18 protein-coding genes and 1 pseudogene are annotated in these 18,513 nt (G+C 67.2%); 6 read left to right on the forward strand and 13 right to left on the reverse strand.

Features of this window, described 5'->3' with window-relative positions; translation table 11 throughout:
• Positions 1-129 precede the first annotated feature (129 nt).
• The 9 genes and pseudogenes from BG28_RS04780 to BG28_RS04820 all read right to left on the reverse strand — a co-directional run bounded on the left by BG28_RS04780 (position 130) and on the right by BG28_RS04820 (position 8,501).
• Positions 130-1,418 (reverse strand): annotated as a pseudogene (locus BG28_RS04780) (adenylosuccinate synthase).
• 107 nt (positions 1,419-1,525) lie between these two features.
• A complete protein-coding gene (locus BG28_RS04785) occupies positions 1,526-2,176 on the reverse strand; it encodes a thymidine kinase (protein ID WP_036474556.1) in 651 nt (216 codons plus the stop codon).
• A gap of 35 nt (positions 2,177-2,211) precedes the next feature.
• A complete protein-coding gene (locus tag BG28_RS04790) occupies positions 2,212-2,634 on the reverse strand; it encodes a DUF3151 domain-containing protein (RefSeq protein ID WP_036474557.1) in 423 nt (140 codons plus the stop codon).
• A gap of 93 nt (positions 2,635-2,727) precedes the next feature.
• Positions 2,728-3,777, reverse strand: a complete 1,050-nt coding sequence (gene phnE / locus BG28_RS04795) for a phosphonate ABC transporter, permease protein PhnE (protein ID WP_084479446.1) — start codon at positions 3,775-3,777, stop codon at positions 2,728-2,730.
• Positions 3,774-4,805, reverse strand: coding sequence for a phosphonate ABC transporter, permease protein PhnE (gene phnE / locus BG28_RS14240; protein WP_051500995.1), 1,032 nt, complete (start codon positions 4,803-4,805; stop codon positions 3,774-3,776). The genes phnE (BG28_RS04795) and phnE (BG28_RS14240) overlap by 4 nt, the downstream gene beginning before the upstream one ends.
• 3 nt (positions 4,806-4,808) lie before the next feature.
• Entirely contained in the window at positions 4,809-5,738 is a 930-nt protein-coding gene (phnC, locus tag BG28_RS04805) for a phosphonate ABC transporter ATP-binding protein (protein WP_152539214.1), read from the reverse strand.
• A gap of 115 nt (positions 5,739-5,853) precedes the next feature.
• Entirely contained in the window at positions 5,854-6,885 is a 1,032-nt protein-coding gene (gene phnD / locus BG28_RS04810) for a phosphate/phosphite/phosphonate ABC transporter substrate-binding protein (RefSeq protein WP_036474558.1), read from the reverse strand.
• 278 nt (positions 6,886-7,163) lie between these two features.
• Positions 7,164-7,985 carry an HAD family hydrolase gene (locus BG28_RS04815; protein ID WP_036474559.1) on the reverse strand — a complete coding sequence of 274 codons (822 nt, stop codon included), beginning with the start codon at positions 7,983-7,985 and terminating at the stop codon, positions 7,164-7,166.
• Between the two features lie 96 nt (positions 7,986-8,081).
• Complete coding sequence (locus tag BG28_RS04820) at positions 8,082-8,501, reverse strand: hypothetical protein (RefSeq protein WP_036474560.1); 420 nt, start codon at positions 8,499-8,501, stop codon at positions 8,082-8,084.
• A gap of 546 nt (positions 8,502-9,047) precedes the next feature.
• Between BG28_RS04820 and BG28_RS04825 the strand changes: the two genes are divergently transcribed.
• Positions 9,048-9,863, forward strand: a complete 816-nt coding sequence (locus BG28_RS04825; protein ID WP_036474561.1) for an SDR family oxidoreductase — start codon at positions 9,048-9,050, stop codon at positions 9,861-9,863.
• Between the two features lie 139 nt (positions 9,864-10,002).
• Here the strand turns inward: BG28_RS04825 and fbaA are convergent, their stop codons facing one another.
• From fbaA to BG28_RS04840, 4 genes are all read right to left on the reverse strand, one after another.
• The gene (fbaA, locus tag BG28_RS04830; protein ID WP_036474562.1) at positions 10,003-11,025 is read right to left on the reverse strand and encodes a class II fructose-bisphosphate aldolase; all 1,023 of its coding nucleotides are present in this window, start codon (positions 11,023-11,025) and stop codon (positions 10,003-10,005) included.
• A 61-nt stretch (positions 11,026-11,086) separates the two neighbouring features.
• Positions 11,087-11,935 (reverse strand): MMPL family transporter, encoded by an 849-nt coding sequence (locus BG28_RS16720; RefSeq protein WP_369797186.1) that lies wholly within the window; start codon positions 11,933-11,935, stop codon positions 11,087-11,089.
• Positions 11,854-13,368 carry an MMPL family transporter gene (locus tag BG28_RS16725; RefSeq protein ID WP_369797187.1) on the reverse strand — a complete coding sequence of 505 codons (1,515 nt, stop codon included), beginning with the start codon at positions 13,366-13,368 and terminating at the stop codon, positions 11,854-11,856. The genes BG28_RS16720 and BG28_RS16725 overlap by 82 nt, the downstream gene beginning before the upstream one ends.
• A 233-nt stretch (positions 13,369-13,601) precedes the next feature.
• Positions 13,602-14,360, reverse strand: a complete 759-nt coding sequence (locus BG28_RS04840) for a helix-turn-helix domain-containing protein (protein WP_051500996.1) — start codon at positions 14,358-14,360, stop codon at positions 13,602-13,604.
• A gap of 219 nt (positions 14,361-14,579) precedes the next feature.
• Here BG28_RS04840 and cynS point away from each other — a divergent pair, with 219 nt between their 5' ends.
• From cynS to BG28_RS04865, 5 genes are all read left to right on the forward strand, one after another.
• Positions 14,580-15,032 (forward strand): cyanase, encoded by a 453-nt coding sequence (gene cynS / locus BG28_RS04845; RefSeq protein WP_036474563.1) that lies wholly within the window; start codon positions 14,580-14,582, stop codon positions 15,030-15,032.
• Positions 15,033-15,034: 2 nt separating this feature from the next.
• Positions 15,035-16,273: an ABC transporter substrate-binding protein gene (locus BG28_RS04850; RefSeq protein WP_161634795.1), complete on the forward strand. Its 1,239-nt coding sequence runs from the start codon at positions 15,035-15,037 to the stop codon at positions 16,271-16,273.
• Positions 16,270-17,157, forward strand: coding sequence for an ABC transporter permease (locus tag BG28_RS04855; RefSeq protein ID WP_084479448.1), 888 nt, complete (start codon positions 16,270-16,272; stop codon positions 17,155-17,157). The genes BG28_RS04850 and BG28_RS04855 overlap by 4 nt, the downstream gene beginning before the upstream one ends.
• 61 nt (positions 17,158-17,218) lie before the next feature.
• Entirely contained in the window at positions 17,219-18,031 is an 813-nt protein-coding gene (locus BG28_RS04860) for an ABC transporter ATP-binding protein (protein WP_051500998.1), read from the forward strand.
• A 180-nt stretch (positions 18,032-18,211) separates the two neighbouring features.
• Positions 18,212-18,457, forward strand: coding sequence for a hypothetical protein (locus BG28_RS04865; RefSeq protein ID WP_036474564.1), 246 nt, complete (start codon positions 18,212-18,214; stop codon positions 18,455-18,457).
• The last annotated feature ends 56 nt before the right edge of the window (positions 18,458-18,513 follow it).

Here is an 18,513-nt window from a genome sequence, read left to right on the forward strand (position 1 = left end):
AATAAGTGAAGCCAAATTATCCGACACTCTAGGAAAATACTGGGAGTACTAAAATTTCTTTTACCGTTAGACTGGATGACCAAAATTTTAGTGGTGACACAGAGAGGAGAACCCTAGGATTCCGGCGGATCAGTCTCCGATCAGGTCGTGGATCGCGATCACCTGGTCGCGGCCGGGGCCGACACCTACGCCAGAGATCCGGCAGCCGCTGAGCTTCTCCAGCGCGAGCACGTAGTTCCGTGCGTTGACCGGCAGGTCCTCCAGCGTGCGGGCACCGGAGATGTCTTCGGTCCAGCCCGGGTAGTTCTCGAAGACCGGCTTGGCGTGGTGGAACTCGGTCTGGGTCATCGGCATCTCGTCATGACGGACACCGTCGACCTCATAGGCCACACAGACCGGTATCTCTTCGATGCCGGTGAGCACGTCGAGCTTGGTCAGGAAGAAGTCGGTGAAGCCGTTGATGCGGGCGGCGTAGCGCGCCATCACGGCGTCGTACCAGCCGCAGCGCCGCGGACGTCCGGTGTTGACGCCGAACTCCCCGCCGGTCTTCTGCAGGTACTCGCCCCACTCGTCGAAGAGCTCGGTCGGGAACGGTCCAGCGCCCACCCGTGTGGTGTAGGCCTTGACGATGCCGATCGAGCGCTTGATCCGGGTCGGGCCGATGCCCGAGCGACGGAGGCGCCGCCCGCCGTCGGGTTGGAGGACGTCACGAACGGGTAGGTGCCGTGGTCGACGTCGAGGTAGGTCGCCTGGCCGCCCTCCATCAGGACCACTTCGCCCCGGTCCAGCGCGTCATTGAGCAGGATCGTGGTGTCCACGACCATAGGCCGCAGCCTCTCGGCGAAGTCAAGGAAGTACTCGGCGATCTCGTCGACGGCGATGGCCCGGCGGTTGTAGAGCTTGACCAGGAGCTCGTTCTTCTGCCGCAGCGCCCCCTCGATCTTCTGCCGCAGGATCGATTCATCGAAGATGTCTTGGACTCGGATGCCCAGGCGGGCCACCTTGTCCATGTAGGTGGGGCCGATGCCGCGGCCGGTGGTGCCGATGGCGCGCTTGCCCAGGAATCGCTCGGTGACCTTGTCCATGGTCTGGTGATAGGGCGCGACCAGGTGAGCGTTCGCCGAGATCTTGAGCTTGGAGGTGTCCGCGCCGCGCGCTTCGAGGCCGTCGATCTCGTGGAAGAGCGCCTCAAGGTTCACCACGACGCCGTTGCCGATCACCGGCACGGCGTTCGGGGAGAGGATCCCGGCGGGAAGGAGCTTGAGCTCGAACTTCTCGCCGCCGACGACGACGGTGTGGCCTGCGTTGTTGCCGCCATTTGGCTTCACCACGTAGTCGACTCGTGAACCGAGCAGGTCCGTGGCTTTGCCCTTACCTTCGTCGCCCCACTGGGCTCCGACGATCACAATGGCTGGCATGGCAGTCCTTTCCCGAGCTGAGCTGGTCTGGGAGCACCCGCAACCGCAAAGGCGTCCCTGTAGATCCTACCAACGTCGTTCGACACCAGGTTTGGTCCTGACACGCCTCAGCCCAGCCGGCCGCCGGAGGCCTCCAGATAGCAGGCGGCACAGAGGGATTCGTACCAGATGTCGGTTCCATCGATCGCCACCTGATCACCATCGAAGATGATCGCCTCCCCTGCCCGGCGCGTGTTGAACACAGCCTTGCGCCCGCAGCGACAGATGGTCTTGAGCTCCTCGAGCGCGTGGGCGAGATCCATCAGACGGGCGGAGCCGGGGAAGGCCATCGTCCGGAAGTCCGTGCGGATGCCGTAGGCGAGGACCGGGACGTCATCGAGCACGGCGATGCGGAGCAGGTCCTCCACCTGCGCCGGGGTGAGGAACTGGGCCTCATCCACCAGCAGGCAGGCCACCGGCTTGATCTGCCGGTTCAAGGCACCGGACTCGGCTTCCATGTCATCGAGCAGCGTCCCCGGCGTGGTCCCGGCCGCGTGCTGGGCCACCAGTTCGCGCAGCGGAGCCTGCGGCGGGATCAGGAAGTCGACATTGCGGGTCACTCCCAGGCGGGAGACGATCTCATCCTCACCCTTGGTATCGACCTGGGGCTTTGCCAGCAGCACCCGCTGGCCGCGTTCCTCGTAGTTGAACGCGGCCTGCAGCAGCCCGGTGGACTTTCCTGAATTCATCGCGCCGTAGCGGAAGTAGAGCTTCGCCATTCTCAGAACAACCCTTCAGCTGGGCACCGCAGGGGTCAGCGAAGCCGGCTGATGGCCTCGGGTGCGGAGGGGTCGCAGTCGCGCAGCAGCGTGGTGATGCGTTCCACCTCGGCGGTCTCGCCGATCGCGGCGGCTGCCTGGCCCAGTGCACCCAGGGCGCGCAGGAAGCCGCGGTTGGGCTCGTGGCTCCACGGCACGGGTCCGGCGCCGCGCCAGCCGGAGCGGCGCAGAGTATCGAGGCCGCGGTGATAGCCGACGCGGGCGTAGGCGTAGCCCTCCACGGTGTAGCCCTGATCCAGCGCGTCCTCGGCGAGCAGCGCCCAGACCAAGGAGGACTCCGGGTGCTTGGCCGCGAGGTCGACCGGCTCCTCGCCGGTGGCCAGGGATTCGGAGACTTCGGGCTCTGCCGGAAGCAGCGTGGGCTCCGGCTCCATCAAATTTTGACCAACGATGCTCATGGGCACATCCTACTGCCAAGAATCCCTCGCAGAATTCGCATCCCGGGCGGTTCCGGCAGGGGCTGCAGCGCCCGCGCGGAGGGCGGATCCCGGTCAGAGTCCGGCGGCGGCCCGGGTCGACTTCGGGGCCGGGTCATCCTCGACCGAGGCGCCGCTGACCGGGCCGGGAGTGGGGGCGCCGCCGTCGTCGTCGTCCTGGGGCGCTCCCCCACCGTTGCGGATCCTCGCGCCATGGATCACGCGGTGCCGGATGAACGCGGAGATCTGATCCACCACCATGGTGACCAGTATGATGACGACCAGCACGATGCCGATCCGGTCCCAGTCACGGGCGCCGAACACTGTGGAGAGCAGCGAGCCGATGCCGCCGGCGCCCAGCACGCCGAGGATCGCCGAGGCGCGGATGTTGACCTCGAAGCGGTAGAGCCAGATCGCGATGACCTCCGGCATGACCTGAGGCAGCACGGCCCAACGGATCAGCTGCAGGTGGTTGCTGCCCGAGGCCCGGGAGGACTCCAGCGGACCGCCGTCCACCGCTTCGATGGCTTCGGAGATCAGCTTCGAGAGGGTGCCGATGGAGCTGACGCCCAGCGCCATGGCTCCGGCGAGGGCTCCGCCGCCGCCGGAGCCGAAGCCGAAGAGCGGGAGCATGATGGCGATGGCGAAGATGATCTCGGGCACCGCCCGGATCACCGAGAGGACGAAGCGGACCACCACGTAGATCGGCAGCGGGGACATGTTGCGCGCCGCCATGAAGCCCAGCGGCAGGGAGAACAGCGCGCCGACCATGGTGCCGACCCAGGCGATCGCCACGGACTCGAACATCGCGTCGAAGGACTGGCTCCAGTAGCCGGCCACGGTCTCATCCGGGATCTGGAACACGCCGGAGGCCATGAGCTGGCCGTATTGGATGATGCTGGCCGGCAGGTCCAGCAGCGCGCGGACGTCCATGCCGGTCCCGTAGATCGCGGCGATGAAGAGGATGCCCACCACGAGCATTCCGGCGTTGTAGCCGAGCCTGGAGGGCCGGACGGGGCGCCGGTCCAGCGCATCCGGAGCGAAGCGCGGTTCAGGGCTGGACTCGGGGCTGGACTCGGGACGGGAGGCGCTTCCCGGCCCGGCGTTGATCTTTCTGGTGCTCACAGCAGCTTCCTCCGGATGTACATGGAGAACATGTCGACCAGCAGCACCACGACGATCAGAGCGATCAGGATGGCGGCGACGTTCTCGAAGGCGAAGCGGTTCAGCTGCAGCATGATGGCCGAGCCGATGCCGCCCACCCCGACGATGCCCAGAGCGGCCGAGGCGCGGATGTTCAGCTCGAAGACGTAGAGCCCGTAGGACACGAATCCGGGCAGCACCTGGGGCAGGATGGCGAGCCGGTTGCGCTGGGTCAGGTTGGCCCCCGCGGCGTCGGCGGCCTCCACCGGGCCGGGGTTCACCGAGTCGATGGTCTCGCTGAGCAGCTTGGCCACGATGCCGATGTTGAACATCAGCAGCGCCAGGACGCCGGCCATCGGGCCCAGCCCGTGGGCGGTGCCGCCGATGAATGCGACGAAGAGCAGCGCCCAGCCGACGTCGGGGATGGAGCGGATCACCGAGTTGACGGCCTTGATCGCCTGCGAGACGCCCTTGTTCGGGCTGGAGACCGGGGAGGCGAGCATGGCCAGCACCAGGCCGATGGCGCAGCCGATGAGGGTGGCGACCACTGCCATCGAGATGGTGATCAGCCACTGGTCCCGGACCGTCCAGATGTAGCTCCAGTTTGGATCCAGGAACGCACGGAGCCGGGGCTCCACGTTGGACCAGCGGCTGGGGATCTCCAAGAGCGTGAAGTTCACCGTGGAGCCGGCCCAATAGCTCATCGTGATGAAGGCCAGCGCGCCGAAGCCGCCCATGGTGCCGACCCGGGCTCGGTAGCAGACCAGCAGCGTCAGCAGCATCACCGCCAGCCCGATCACCGGGTACAGCGGGGCCCAGAGGGTCACGAAGCCCAGCGGGATCAGCAGGATCTCGCCGGAGTCCCGGGTGACCCAGAAGATGATGAACGCGAGGACGGCGAGCCCAGCCAGGCCGAGATAGACCAGCCCGCTGGGCTTTGGTGCTTCGGGGCGGGCTGTCACCGCGCGGGTGGCGGAGCCACGAGTGGCTTCATCGGCGGTGGTGGTCACGCGTCAGTCCTGGACCTTCGCGGCGGGGACGGCGCGCTCGGTGGCGGCGCCCTCGGCGGCAGAGCCCCCGGCGGCAGTGTCTCCAGCGGCAGAGCTCTCGGCGGCGGCGTCTCCAGCGGCAGAGCTCTCGGCGGCGGCGTCTCCAGCGGCAGAGCTCTCGGCGGCGGCGTCTCCAGCGACGATGTCCTCAGCGGTCAGCGAGCGCTGGTAGACCTCTTCGATGACCGCATCGGTGGCTTCTTCCACGGGGCCGTCGAAGACCACCTCGCCGGCGCGCATCCCGATGATCCGGTCGGCGTAGCTGCGTGCCAGGTCCAGGTGGTGCATGTTCACGATGGTGGTGATGCCCAGCTCCTGCTGGATTCGGCGCAGGTCGCGCATCACCTTGTGTGCGGTGGGCGGATCCAGCGAGGCGACCGGTTCATCGGCGAGGATCACCTCGGGATCCTGGGCGAGCACGCGGGCGATGGCCACGCGCTGCTGCTGGCCGCCGGAGAGCGAGGAGGCGCGCATATAAGCCTTGTCCACGATCCCCACGCGCTCCAGGGACTTGAAGGCGAGCTCCTTGTCCTCGGCGCGGTACCAGCCGAGCAGCGAACGCCAGGTGGGCGTCTCTGCGGAACGTCCCACCAGCACGTTGTTGAGCACCGAGACCCGGGTGACCAGGTTGAAGGACTGGAAGATCATGCCCACCCGGGAGCGCAGCCGGCGCAGCTTGGCCTTGCTGCGCGGGTCCACGACCTCGTCGCCGACTTTCAGGGTGCCCGAGGTGAACGGGACCAGCCCATTGACCGTGCGGATCAGCGTGGACTTGCCCGCGCCGGAGAGCCCGACGATGGCCACGAACTCGCCCTTGTCGATCTGCAGGTTGACGTTGCTCAGCCCCTTGAAGCCATTGGGGTAGACGACGTCGATGTTCTCGAAGGTGATCATGATCTGGTGTCCTCGCCGGGTCCGGGTGCGCAGCTCACGCCTCAAGCGTAAGAGCCGCACACCCGGGCTGCCGGCCGAAGCAGGACTGTTTCCTCTCAGAAGGGGTTGCTAGCGGTCACTCATCGCCGAAGTCGTTGTAGACCTGGCGAGCGCCGTCGAGCGCCTCCTCGTCGGCTTCGACCATCCCCTCGATCTCGTAGACCTCGTCGAGTGCGGCCAGACCGTCCTCGTCCTCGGCGACCGCGAGCCAGGCCTCGGTCAGCACGGCCTGCTCGTCCTCGGTGAATTCGGAGGAGACCACGATGCCGTCATTCGGGATCGGTCCGGCCCAGGCGAAGACGACGACCTCTTCGCCCACATCGGGGTTCTCGGCGACGACGTTCTGGCGAGCGTCATCGAAGGAGGTGCCGATCGTGGCGCTGTCGTTGTAGACGTTGATCACCGAGTTGTCGTGGCTGCCGGCGAACTGCTCGTCGATGTCACCCTCGCCTGGGGCGAAGCCGAGCAGATCGTTGAGCTGGGTGGCCGGGTAGTAGTAGCCCGAGGCGGAGCCCTGGTCCACGTAGGAGACCGTGGTGCCCTCTTCGATCATCTCCAGGGCCTCTTCGCCTACGGCGCCGGGCTCGGCCTCATCGGTGCCGTTGCAGAAGAGCATGGTGTTGCCCTCGTCGTCAGGGACGTCGACGGGCTCGTCCATGCAGTAGGTGTCAGGGTCATTGGTGAACCACTGGGTGACGTAGACGTCGGAGCCGTAGCGGATCGACTGGGTGATCGGCACGGCATCGGCCTGTTCCTCGGCCTGGATCATGCCCACCGGGCCCGACATGACGACCTGAGCATCGCCGGTCTGCATCGCGGTGATGGCGCCCAGGTAGTCCTGGGTCTCCTCTGCCCGGACCGGGAAGCCCTCGAGTGCGTCACTGAGCGCATCGGCCAGCGGCTCCGCGCTCTCCACGATGTTGTCGACGTCGTTGGAGGGGACGAGCGCGATGACGATCTCATCGACGCTGGTGATCGCCGCCGCCTCGGAGTCGCCCGCCTCAGCATCCTCCTCGCCGCCGGTCTCGCCCTCATCGGCCACACAGCCGGCCATGGTCAGGGTCAGCACACTCGCCAGCGCGAACGTGGACAGGGTCTTCTTACGCATATGGAATTTCCTCTTCATCAAGGTGCCAGGGCGACCTCGGTGCTGCGCCTCACCGCACCGAGGGGTGGAGAATTCTGGAGAGTCACGCAGAGGGTCAGCCGAGTCACGCCGCTGACCTCGTGCGATTCCACGATTCACTCTAGGGCGCGCATTCTGCGCCCTCCAACCTGGAACAGGCCAGTTGGTCAACCTGTCACGCACTGTTAACACAGTGGCATTTTTCCTGTGACGCAGATTACATGATGAAGCGGGCCTGCGGCGCTGAGCAGGACCTCTTGTCAGACCGTCGCGGTGCTGTGTGACCAGGCATCGATGGTCTGGGCGAGGGCGTCGAAGTTCTCTACCCGATGATCGGGAGTGCCGAGGCCGGTGCCGAATCGGTCGATCAGGACGGTGGCGCCGCCGAGGGCATGCACATGCTCGAGGTCATTGGCCCAGATGTCCCCGGCGGAGAGCACCTGGTCTGCGGCTGTCCGGGCTTGCGCATCCCCGCCGGCGCCCCGGGCGCTCTCGAGCGCCGCGGGCATGCCGAGGGGCTTGCGGGCATCATTGATGACCAGGTCGAAGGCCTCGCTGAGCCCGAGTGCGTGCAGCCAGGGCGCGAAAGCCTCAGCCGGCGAGTTGGTCACCAGCACGACGACGGCGCGCCGTCGGGTCTCAGCGAGCAGCTCCGATGCCCCGGACGGCGCGTGCACGTCGGTGTTCTCCAGCCCATGGGCCAACAGGTCCCTCCGTGCCGCCCGGAAAGACTGCCCGGAGTCGGCGTCGGTGAGTCCCGCCTGGCGTGCGAGCAGCTGGACCAGCTGATAGCCGTCCTGCAGCGGCCAGGAGACGGGATGTGCCTTGGCGTCCTCATGGGTGGCCTCGCTGCCCACGGTGAGCGGCGTGCCGGCGTCGTCATACTGGATCTGCGGCACCAGCAGCGAGTTCGCCGAGAACGCCCGGCTGACGATCTCGTGGACGCTGCTCCCCACGAGGTGTCTGCTCAGGCCACGTTCGGCCAGCAGGGCGTCGACGCGGTCGGCATAGAAGAGCACCGGGGCGTCGCCCAGGCAGAGCGTGCCGTCGAAATCGAGCAGGAGCAGCTTTTCGCGGGTCATGCACGTCGCTTTCTGCGGGGGTCAGCGTGCAGGTTCAGTTCCACGCGAGCCGTGCCCCGCAATCCGTCGCCGGTCAGCCAAGTACGGGCTGGGCGGCTACTTCTTCTTGCGGTCGGCCTTCTTGCCGGAGCTGATCAGCGAGATGGCGATGGCGGCGAGCCAGGTGTCCTTGGCGAGCGGGGTGCCGTCCTGGGTGGGGCGGACGCCGTCGGACTCCGTCATGCCGTCGTTGCGGAAGTACATGCTGAGCATGCCGGCGGTGAAGGTGCCCAGCGCGAGGCCGGCCACGCGGTTGCTGACGAAGGGTGCGAGCAGTGCGCCTCCGAGGGCGATCTCTCCCCAGGCCAGGGCCTTGCCGAACTGCTCGGGAGAGAGCTGCTTGACCGCGGGCACGCCGGTCGCGGCCATGCCCTGCATGCCGGCGGCGGCGTCGGCATCCAGGCCGAGCTTGCCGATTCCGGAGTTGAGGATGAAGGCTCCGGGGACGGTGCGCAGTGCGATGGTCGACATGTTCATGAGGTTCTCCGACTGTTGTGGACGCCCGGCCGCCTGATGCGGTGGCCGGTGAAGACGATTTCCCAAGGCTCAACCCTACCGAGGGTGCGGCCATTCCCACGCTCCTGTCAGATCAACGAGGCGTGCCAGCCGAGTGCGTCGGCCGAGCCTGTCGACCGAGTGCGTCGGCGGCGTACGCCAGCCTGGCGATCTTCGACGCCGGATACATGGCGTTCTCCGGTGTGCAGATCCTCTGGACACGGCTGGTCTGGTCCGATCACGCTGGGGCGGAGCAGCTCCAGGGCCTCGCGCGAATTTGTCCCATCCCGGTGCCGGATCCCATGGAAATAGCGATGCGACGGAGCCACAGGGATGCGACAGTCTGCCAGGTGGGGTGGGCCAGGGGTGACGGGAAGGCGGAGGCTCTCCGCGTGACTCCCACCTCCTGCAGCCCAGACCCCCCCAGCGTCGGAGCCGACTCGAGAAGACCATCAACGTCCACGCGACGCCGCTCGCGCAGCGCAGCTACAGCTCCGGCTGGGAAGTCTGATGTGGTGCAATGACCCCATGCAGCCCACGCCCGCCACCGACCTCTCCCGTGATCCACTCCCTCTGCGGGGACGAAACGTGCTGATCACCGGGGTGAGCCGGCGGGCCGGAATCGGCTACGCCACGGCCTGCCGGATGGCCGCCTACGGGGCCAGCGTCTTCTGTCACCACTACGCACCACATGACCGCGAACAGTCCTGGGGCGCCGACGACATCTCGCTGGTGCTCGACGGCGTCCGCAGCCACCTCGTCGACGATGCCCAGGTCGCGGATGTCCATGCTGACCTGGCCGATCCGACAGGTCCGGACCAGGTGATGCAGGCGGCAGTCTCCGCGATGGGCTCGGTCGACGCGCTCGTCTGCAATCAGGCGCTCAGCGGCCAGGATGGGGCGCTCGGCGAGCTCACCGCCACGCAGCTCGATCGGCACTGGGCGGTGAACGCTCGAGCCTCGATCCTGCTGGCTCAGGGCTATCTGCGGCAGCATCCCGATGCAGGTGCCGGATCCATCATCTTCCTGACCTCCGGGCAGGGGCTGGGACCCATGCCCGGCGAGGTGGCCTACGCCGCGGCGAAGGCGGCGCTGGCCGGAATCACGGCCACACTCTCGGAGCAGCTGATCGGCCGGGGCATCCGGGTCAACACGGTGAACCCGGGCCCGGTGGACACCGGATACCTGGGGCCTGAACTCTGGAAGGATGTCGCCTCGATGTTCCCGCTGGGCCGCTTCGGCGAGCCTGATGACCCGGCGCGGCTGATCGCCTGGCTGAGCACCGACGAGGCTTCCTGGATCACCGGGCAGACCATCAACACCGAGGGTGGGTTTCGTCGCTGAGGCGGATAATCCCAGCGAACCATCCGCCGCAGGTCTACGATTTCTCCCCCGAGGGCAGACACGACGACGGCGGCCGTCCTCCACTCAGGAGGGGCGGCCGCCGTCGTCGTTGCTCGGCGCGCGACGCCGGGCGTGCGGGTTACTTGATGGACTTGCCTGCCGAGCCGAGGCGCTGGGAGGCCTCGACGATGCGGGCGGCCATGGACTCTTCGGCCTTGGCGCCCCAGACGCGCGGGTCGTAGGTCTTCTTGTTGCCGACCTCGCCGTCGATCTTGAGCACGCCGTCGTAGTTGGCGAGCATATGGCCGGCCACCGGGCGGGTGAAGGCGTACTGCGTGTCGGTGTCGATGTTCATCTTGATCACGCCGTAGGACACGGCGTCGGAGATCTCCTGCTCGGAGGAGCCGGAGCCGCCGTGGAAGACCAGGTCGAAGGGCGCTTCCTTGCCGTACTTCGCGGCAGCCTGCTGCTGGATGTCCTTGAGGATCTCCGGGCGCAGCTTCACGCCGCCGGGCTTGTAGACGCCGTGGACGTTGCCGAAGGTCAGCGCGGTCATGTAGCGGCCGTGCTCACCCAGGCCGAGAGCCTCGATGGTCGCGGTAGCGTCTTCGATGGTGGTGTAGAGCTTCTCGTTGATCTCGTTCTCCACACCGTCCTCTTCACCACCGACGGTGCCGATCTCGACCTCGAGGATCTGCTTGGCGGCCGCGCTGCGGGGCAGCAGCTCGGCGGCGATGCGCAGGTTCTCCTCGAGGGTCTCCGCGGAGCCGTCCCACATGTGGGAGTTGAAGATCGGGTCGCGCCCGGCCTTGACCTCAGCCTCGGAGGCTTCCAGCAGCGGCAGCACGAAGCCGTCGAGCTTGTCCTTGGGGCAGTGGTCGGTGTGCAGCGCGATGTTCACGCCGTAGCTCTTGGCGACCTGCTTGGCGAAGGCGGCGAAGCCCAGCGAGCCGGTCACCATGTTCTTGACGCTGGCGCCGGACCAGTACGCGGCACCGCCGGTGGATACCTGGATGATGCCGTCAGACTCGGCCTCGGCGAAGCCGCGGATGGCGGCGTTCAGGGTCTGTGAGCTGGTGACGTTCACCGCGGGGTAGGCGTAGCCGCCAGCCTTCGCGGAATCGATCATCTGGTTGTACTTGTCCGGGGTTGCGATAGCCACGTGTGAGCTCCTTATTGCGATAAGTCAAAGACGGCAACATCATTGGTGCGCTGCCGTCATCCTATCGGGGTTGAGCGGCCGGAGCCGAGGAATCTTCCGAGATATCTGCGGATTCATCTGGACCGGAATCCTCAGCACCGGGCGTGGTCACCTCGTGCTTGGCCCAGCGGTCACCCCTGCCGATCTTCGAGGGCCACCAGAAGCGGTGACCGAGGTCGACGCCGATCGCCGGCACCTGCAGGGTGCGCACGATGAAGGTGTCGATCAGCACGCCCAGAGCCACCAGGAACGCCAGCTGCACCATGAACATCAGCGGCAGCACGCCCAGGGCGGCGAAGGTCGCGGCCAGCACGATGCCGGCGCTGGTGATGACGCCGCCGGTGATCACCAGCGAGTACAGCAGCCCCTCCTTCGGTCCGCGCCGGACGGTCTCCTCCCGGGCCCGGGTGGCCAGGAAGATGTTGTAGTCCACGCCCAGGGCGGTGAGGAAGACGAAGCCGAACAGCGGCACCGTCGGATCGGCGCCGGGGAATCCGAGGATGTAGTTGAACACCAGGGCAGAGATGCCAAGTGCCGCGGTGTAGGAGAGCACCGTGGTGAGCAGCAGGACCACCGGTGCGGTGACCGAGCGCAGCAGCACGATCAGGAACGCCAGGATGACCAGCAGCACGATCGGGATGATCGTGATCAGGTCCCGCTGAGCGGTCTCATTGGTGTCCAGCTGGGTGGCGGTGGTGCCGCCGACCAGCGCCTCGCCTTCGAGCGCACCCAGCTCCCCGCGCAGCTCGCTGATGGTGCGTTCGGCCTCGAGGGAGTCTCCGGAGTCGGTCAGCGTGACCGAGAGCTGGTTGTAGCCGTCCACCTCGTTGGCGTCCTGCTGACCCTGGGCCGGAGCGCCGGTCTCGGCCACCGCGTAGACCTCGCCGACGCCGTCGCTGGCCTCGACGATCTCGAGCGCTCGGCGAGCTCCTCGGCAGGGACGAAGACGTTGGCGGGAGCCCCGGTGCCGGCGTCGAAATGCTCCTGCAGCATCGACTGGCCGTCCTTGGCGTCGGTCTGGCCCAGCACCTGTTCGGACTGCGGGACGCCTTCGGCCTTCAGGTCGAGCACGCCGACCGACGCGACCAGGAGCAGGCCGGTCACCACCAGCCAGATGACTCGGGGGCGGGCGCGGACCTTTTCGGCCACCACGGCCCACAGGGTCCGACGCCGCGAGGTGTGTTTGGTGCGACGGGTCTGAAGGTCCGGGTTCAGGGCCTGAGCCTGTTCCACCGCGGGCCGGGGCGCGTGCGGGACCTTGGGCCAGAAGACCGGGCGGCCGAAGAGCGCGAGCATCGCGGGCAGGAAGGTCAGCGTGGCGAGCATCGCGAAGACGATGCCGGTGCTGGCCACCGGGCCCAGCGCCCGGTTGGAGTTCAGGTCGGAGAAGAGCAGGCAGAGCAGCGCGGCGGCCACGGTGCCGCCGGAGGCCAGGATCGCCGGGGTGGAGCGGCGCCAGGCGATCCAGAGCGCGTCGAAGCGGTTCTCCCGGGCGAGCAGCTCCTCGCGGTAGCGGGCCACCAAGAGCAGCGAGTAGTCGGTGGCGGCGCCGATGACCAGGATCGAGAGGATCCCCTGAGCCTGGCCGTTGAGCGTGATCCATTCCATCTTGGCCAGCTGGAAGATCACGGTGATGGCGCTGGAGAGCGCGGCGATGGAGGAGAGCAGCACCAGGAAGGGCAGCAGCACCGAGCGGTAGACCACCACGAGGATGACGAAGACGGTGATCACCGCGACCAGCAGGAGCAGTCCGTCGATGCCGGCGAAGGCGTTGGCGAAGTCATCGGAGAGCGCCGCCGGACCCGTGACGTGAGTGGTCCACTCCTGCGCGGAGAGCTCGGCATCCACCAGACCGCGCAGCTCTGCGACCGCGCCGTCCTCCACCGCAGCCTCTTCCATCAGCACCAGCACCTGGAAGGCCTCGCCGTCTTCGGAGATCTGCGGCGGCAGGGAGCGGTCGACGCCGTCGAGCTCGTTGATCTGCCCCACGAGGGCCTCCAGCTCACCGAGAGCCTGTTCATCGACCTCGCCGCTGGCGGGCTCTCCGATCAAGGTGGCGGGGATGGAGTCGTCGTCGGAGAAGCCCTCGCCGAGCTCCAGCGCCCGTGTGGACTCTGCGTCGGCGGGCAGGAAGGTGGTCTGGTCGTTGGTGGTGACCTCGCCGACCTTGCCGAAGGTCTGACCGCCCACGGCGGTCACCCCGAGCCACACCAGCACCAGAATGGCGGGGATCAGGATCCTGATCCAACCGGGTTGGGGACGACTGCGCCCCGGGGTCTTCGTCGTCGCGGTCTTCGTCGTCACGTCATTCTCGCTATCGCTACCGCCGGACCGCGTGATCCGCCGCGCGCCATTGCGCGAACAGCCTGGGTCTGAGCCTGAATCAGAGCCGCCGCTTCCTCAAATGCAAGGTGCTGAGGGAACGAGGGCTTCTTACCGGACAACTCTACTGCCCGGGCCGACACCAAACGCGATGTCTCACCCGGTCGAGTGAGGGTGTCCAGCCCTTGAAGGGACGCGTGCCTCCAGGCCAGGCCTCAGTCGAGCGCCAGAGTCCCGGGCATGGTCTTGGTCTGCGCGGGCGCCCTGCCGTAGGTGCGGCGGTAGGCGCGGCTGAAGGTCCCGACGTCGTTGAACCCGCTGGAGAAGGCCGACTCGGCCACTCCGGTCCCCTGGGTCAGAAGCAGGTGGCCCCGCTCGAGCCGGGCCCGGCGGATCTCCTGAGCCGGTGAGGTGTTCGCCTGCGCGAACATGGTCTGCAGAGTGCGCAGCGAGACACCGGCCCGCCCGGCCAGGCGGTCTGGGGACAGCGTCGGATCCTGGCAGTGAGACTCGATGTAGGTCCTGATCTCGGCGAAGCTGCGGCTGGACTCGGCGTCCAGCCGAGCCCCCGGCGACCCTGGCGCCCCGGCGGAACCCGAGGACTGGCGCGGGGTGAAGGTGAGCAGCCTATGGTCGGAATCCCCGAGCGCCCTGAGCCTCCAGCGCACCCGCAGCGAGCGGCCGCGACGGTCGATGAACTCCTCGGCGTGGCTGTGGCTCACCGTTCCAGGGGCGGTCACGATCGGGCAGGCCTCCCGCGGGTAGGGAGACCCGTCGGCATGGCGCGGGTGCAGCGCCTCGTGGCTGCAGCGACCCACGAGCTCGCTGCCCTGGCTATAGCCGAGCACGGTGGCCGCGGCCTCATTCACCAGCGCGACCGACCCGTCGGGCTCGATCAGCCAGAGCGGAGTGGGTGCTGCGTCAATGAGGGAGCGCAGGACTCCCTCGCCGTCGAAGGTCATCTTGAAGAGCATCTCCTTCCGGCGCCAGGACCGTTGTTCCACAATTTTAGGACCGCACTGTTTCCCTCAAGAGGCCCGAATATTTCAGCCGGGTTAAACCATTGCCGTTTGCGCGAATCGTCGGATGATCCGCGCAGATCGCCTTGTTGGCCGGTTCCGCACCGACCTAGGTTCGGAATCGCGCCGGGGCCACTCCGGGCCGGCGCCGTCGAAAAGAGGAGGACGAGACACGTGGAGCCGTTCATCAGCAAGAGAGAAGCCGCCGAGCACATCCGGGTGGCCCGCCATCGGGCAGGAATCACCTGGGCGCAGATCGCCGAACAGCTGGGGGTGGCGAAGGAATGGAGCACCGCCGCCCTGCTCGGCAGCCACCCCATGACCGCAGCCCAGGCCACCGTGGTGCAGGAGCTGCTGAGCCTGGACGACGCCGTCACGGAGGCCCTGCAGATGCAGCCCTACCGCGGACCGCTGAGTGAGGACGTGCTGGCGGATCCGACCATCTACCGCTTTCAGGAGGCCCTCATGGTCTACGGCCCCACGATCAAGGAACTGATCCATGAGGAGTTCGGCGACGGCATCATGAGCGCGATCAACTTCCAGCTCGACGTCGCGCGTCGCGCCCACCCCGATGGGGACCGCGTCGTCGTGACCTTGGACGGCAAGTTCCTCGATTACCGGTGGTGACCGTGGGACACCGTCACCTCTCCCGGCGCAACCTGCTCAGCCTCGGCGGCGGGGCGCTCGGAGCGAGCCTGCTCGCCGGGTGCACCCCCACCGGAGGCGCCCCGAACACCAACCCGCTGGGGATCGATTTCAGCGCGGCCCTGGAGCCTGCCGGGGACCTCGAAGTCCGCGACGTCACGCTGGGCTTCGTGCCGATCACCTGCTCCTCCCCGATCATCAACGCCGCCGCCATGGGAATCTTCGAGCAGTATGGGCTCAACGTGACGCTGCAGCGCTACACCGGCTGGGGTGAGCTGTGGATCGCCTATGTCGCCGGAGAGCTCGACGCCACCCAGATGCTCAGCCCGATGCCGCTGGGCATCCATCACAACTTCGCCGCCGGCCAGCGGGATTCTCGGATGCCCTACATCACCAATGTCAACGGGCAGGCCATCACGCTGGGCACCGAACACATGAATCGGGTGCGCGGCGCGGAGGACTTCCGCGGCCTGAGAATCGCGGTGCCCTTCGACTACTCCGGGCATAACCTGCTGCTGCGGGACTACCTCACACTGGGTGGGCTGGACCCGGACTACGACGTCGGCATCCAGGTGATGCGCCCCTCGGACATGGTCGCCTCGCTCAACGTCGGCGACATCGATGGCTTCCTCGCCCCGGACCCGTTCAACCAGCGCGCCGTCGCCCTGGGAGCCGGCTACCTGCACATGCTCTCCAAGGACCTCTGGGACGGGCACCCCTGCTGCAGCTTCACCGTGGCCGATGAGTTCGCCTCCGCGTATCCGAACACCTACACCACGCTGCTGCGGGCCATCGGAGATTCAGCGCTCTGGACCGACAGGGAAGAGAACCGCGCCACTGCGGCAGAGACCATGGCGGGGCGCGCGTTCCTCAGCCAGGACCCCGCGGTCATCGCCGCGGTGCTCACCGGCGAGTTCGAGGACGGCACCGGGACCACCCGGTCTGTTGAAGACCGCATCGGCTTCCGCCCCTACCCCCACGAGTCCTATGCGATCTGGGCGCTGACCCAGCTCCAGCGCTGGGACCTCGCGCCCACCGCCGGCTACGAAACAGCGGCGGACTACCAGTCCGCGGTCCGCCAGGTGCTCGACCCCGACGCGGCAACCCCGATCCTCGAGGCGCTCGGCGCAGACACCACCCCGCGGGAGACCGAGACCATCATCGGACGCAGATTCGACCCGGCGGATCCGCTGCCCTGGACCGAGAAACAGGTGAACCTATGAGCACCCAGACCACTGAGACCACAGAAGCCCCCGACACCACCGGTGCGGCGCAGCAGCCGCACACCAACACCGCCCCAGAGGCGCTGCAGCAGCGGGCGAGGGCCCAGCGCACCCGGGACCGGATCCAGACCACCGGACTCTTCGTGATCTTCTTCCTCGGGTTCATCGGGATCTGGCACCTGGCCACCGTGGGTCTCGACGACGGCGGCCTCGCCCCCACCCCCGGGGCCACCTGGGACCGGCTGTTGGAGATGCTCGGCACGGCCTTCCTGCTGGACGGGCCCAACAACGTGGGCATCTTCTACCACCTGCTCGCCTCCATCCAGCGGGTGCTCCTGGGCTTCGGCCTGGCCGCGATCATCGCCGTCCCGCTGGGCCTGCTGCTGGGAACCTCCCGGGTGATCCACGACGGCATGGACCCGTTCATCCAGATCCTGCGCCCGGTCTCACCCCTGGCGTGGCTGCCGCTGGGCCTGGCGCTGCTGCGCGATTCCCAGATGACCGCGATCTTCGTGATCTTCATGGCCGCACTCTGGCCGATCCTGGTCTCGACCATCGACGGGGTCCGCCGGGTCAACCCGCTGTTCCTGGATCTGGCGAAATCCCTGGAGACCGACACCAGGACCCGGGTCTTCAAGGTCCTGCTTCCGGCCACGCTGCCCGCCATCGTGACGGGTCTGCGCACCGCGCTCTCCACGGCCTGGCTGGTGATCGTCGCCGCCGAGATGATCGTCGGCGGCCGCGGGATGGGCCACTTCGTCTGGAACGAATGGAACGCGCTGAACACTCCCAGCATCGTGGTGGCCATCGTGATCATCGGCGGCGTCGGCTTCCTGCTCGACCGCTCGATCGCCCAGCTGCAGCGCCTGGTCCCCAAGTCCTGAGACACCCACGCCCGAGACACCCACGCCCGAGACGAAGCCCGAACCATCAGGAGACCCAGACATGACCGCCGAGACTCTTCCTGCAGCGCACACCAGCACCGAACCGGTGGTGAAGCTCGAGGGCATCACCAAGGGATTCCCTGATCGGAAGAAGGGCTTCCAGCGGATCGTCGGCACCACCGACGTCGACATCGAGGAGGGTGAGTTCATCACGATCATCGGCCCCTCGGGCTGCGGCAAGTCCACCATCCTGAAGATGATCGCCGGCCTGGAGTCGGTCGATGAAGGCACGATCTCGCTGGCCGGGCAGCCGATCACCGCACCGAGCCGGGAGCTGGGCATCGTCTTCCAGCAGCACGTGCTGCTGCCTTGGATGTCCGCCCGACAGAACGTGCTCTTCGCGCTGGAGACCGATCCGCACCAGAAGCGCAGCAAGCAGGAGCTCGAGTCGCTGGCCGATGAGTATCTTCAGCTGGTGAACCTCTCCCACGCAGCAGACCGGCGGCCCACCCAGCTCTCCGGCGGCATGCAGCAACGTGTGGGAATCGCCCGGGCCTTCGCGCTGGAGCCCAAGGTGATGCTGCTCGACGAGCCCCTCGGGGCGCTGGATGCGCTCACCCGGCACGAACTGCAGCTTCAGCTGTTGGAGCTGTGCGAACAGCAGAAACGCACCTGCATCATGGTCACCCACGACGTGGACGAGGCGCTGCTGCTCTCCGACCGGATTCTGGTGATGGGGGCCGGACCGAATGCGCAGATCGTCCACGACATGAAGGTCCCGTTTACCCGGCCGCGTGATGTGGAGAACCTGGAGCAGGACCCGAAATATCACGAGCTGCGCAGCTTCCTGCTGAACTCGCTCACCGGGCACTGATGCTCATGTGACGGGGGCCCCGCCCCGAGGACACCGCCTTCTCAGCTCCAAGCCAGACGGCTTGGTCCTCGCTCGCCTTGAGAATCCCATCCATAGTACGAGTCGCTCCGAACATGGACCGGAGCCCCTCCCGAGTGAAGTGGGCCCACCGTCAGAGTCCGCAACTCAGAGGAGCCCGTCATGACCACCATCACCGCCCACGCTGCCGCCGCTGAAGTCCCGGTCCATCAGCGCACCTCATTCCAGGCCCTCGCAGCCGCAGGACTGCTGGCGCTCGCCGCCCTGGTTGTGATGGCCGGCAACGGCGCCCTCCTGGACTACGCCACGGCTGGACTCACCCTGATCAACGGCCCGCTGATCGAGGGCCCGCTGCTGAACCTGGGCGACACGCTCACCGATCTGCAGATCGGCCAGTTCCAGCAGTAAGCGGTCTGCGCGCCCCGCGAACCCGCAGAGCCAGACCTCTATCACCCAGTCTTCAA

The sequence above is a fragment of the Nesterenkonia sp. AN1 genome, assembly GCF_000582475.1.
GTDB classification, from domain to species: Bacteria; Actinomycetota; Actinomycetes; order Actinomycetales; family Micrococcaceae; genus Nesterenkonia; species Nesterenkonia aurantiaca.

Excerpts from the sequence above, each read along its gene's own strand:
- BG28_RS04785 (WP_036474556.1), bottom strand. The coding sequence starts at position 2,176 with ATGGCGAAGCTCTACTTCCGCTACGGCGCGATGAATTCAGGAAAGTCC.
- BG28_RS04790 (WP_036474557.1), bottom strand. The coding sequence starts at position 2,634 with ATGAGCATCGTTGGTCAAAATTTGATGGAGCCGGAGCCCACGCTGCTT.
- phnC (WP_152539214.1), bottom strand. The coding sequence starts at position 5,738 with ATGATCACCTTCGAGAACATCGACGTCGTCTACCCCAATGGCTTCAAG.
- phnD (WP_036474558.1), bottom strand. The coding sequence starts at position 6,885 with ATGCGTAAGAAGACCCTGTCCACGTTCGCGCTGGCGAGTGTGCTGACC.
- BG28_RS04815 (WP_036474559.1), bottom strand. The coding sequence starts at position 7,985 with ATGACCCGCGAAAAGCTGCTCCTGCTCGATTTCGACGGCACGCTCTGC.
- BG28_RS04820 (WP_036474560.1), bottom strand. The coding sequence starts at position 8,501 with ATGAACATGTCGACCATCGCACTGCGCACCGTCCCCGGAGCCTTCATC.
- BG28_RS04825 (WP_036474561.1), top strand. The coding sequence starts at position 9,048 with ATGCAGCCCACGCCCGCCACCGACCTCTCCCGTGATCCACTCCCTCTG.
- BG28_RS04840 (WP_051500996.1), bottom strand. The coding sequence starts at position 14,360 with ATGCTCTTCAAGATGACCTTCGACGGCGAGGGAGTCCTGCGCTCCCTC.
- BG28_RS04855 (WP_084479448.1), top strand. The coding sequence starts at position 16,270 with ATGAGCACCCAGACCACTGAGACCACAGAAGCCCCCGACACCACCGGT.
- BG28_RS04860 (WP_051500998.1), top strand. The coding sequence starts at position 17,219 with ATGACCGCCGAGACTCTTCCTGCAGCGCACACCAGCACCGAACCGGTG.
- BG28_RS04865 (WP_036474564.1), top strand. The coding sequence starts at position 18,212 with ATGACCACCATCACCGCCCACGCTGCCGCCGCTGAAGTCCCGGTCCAT.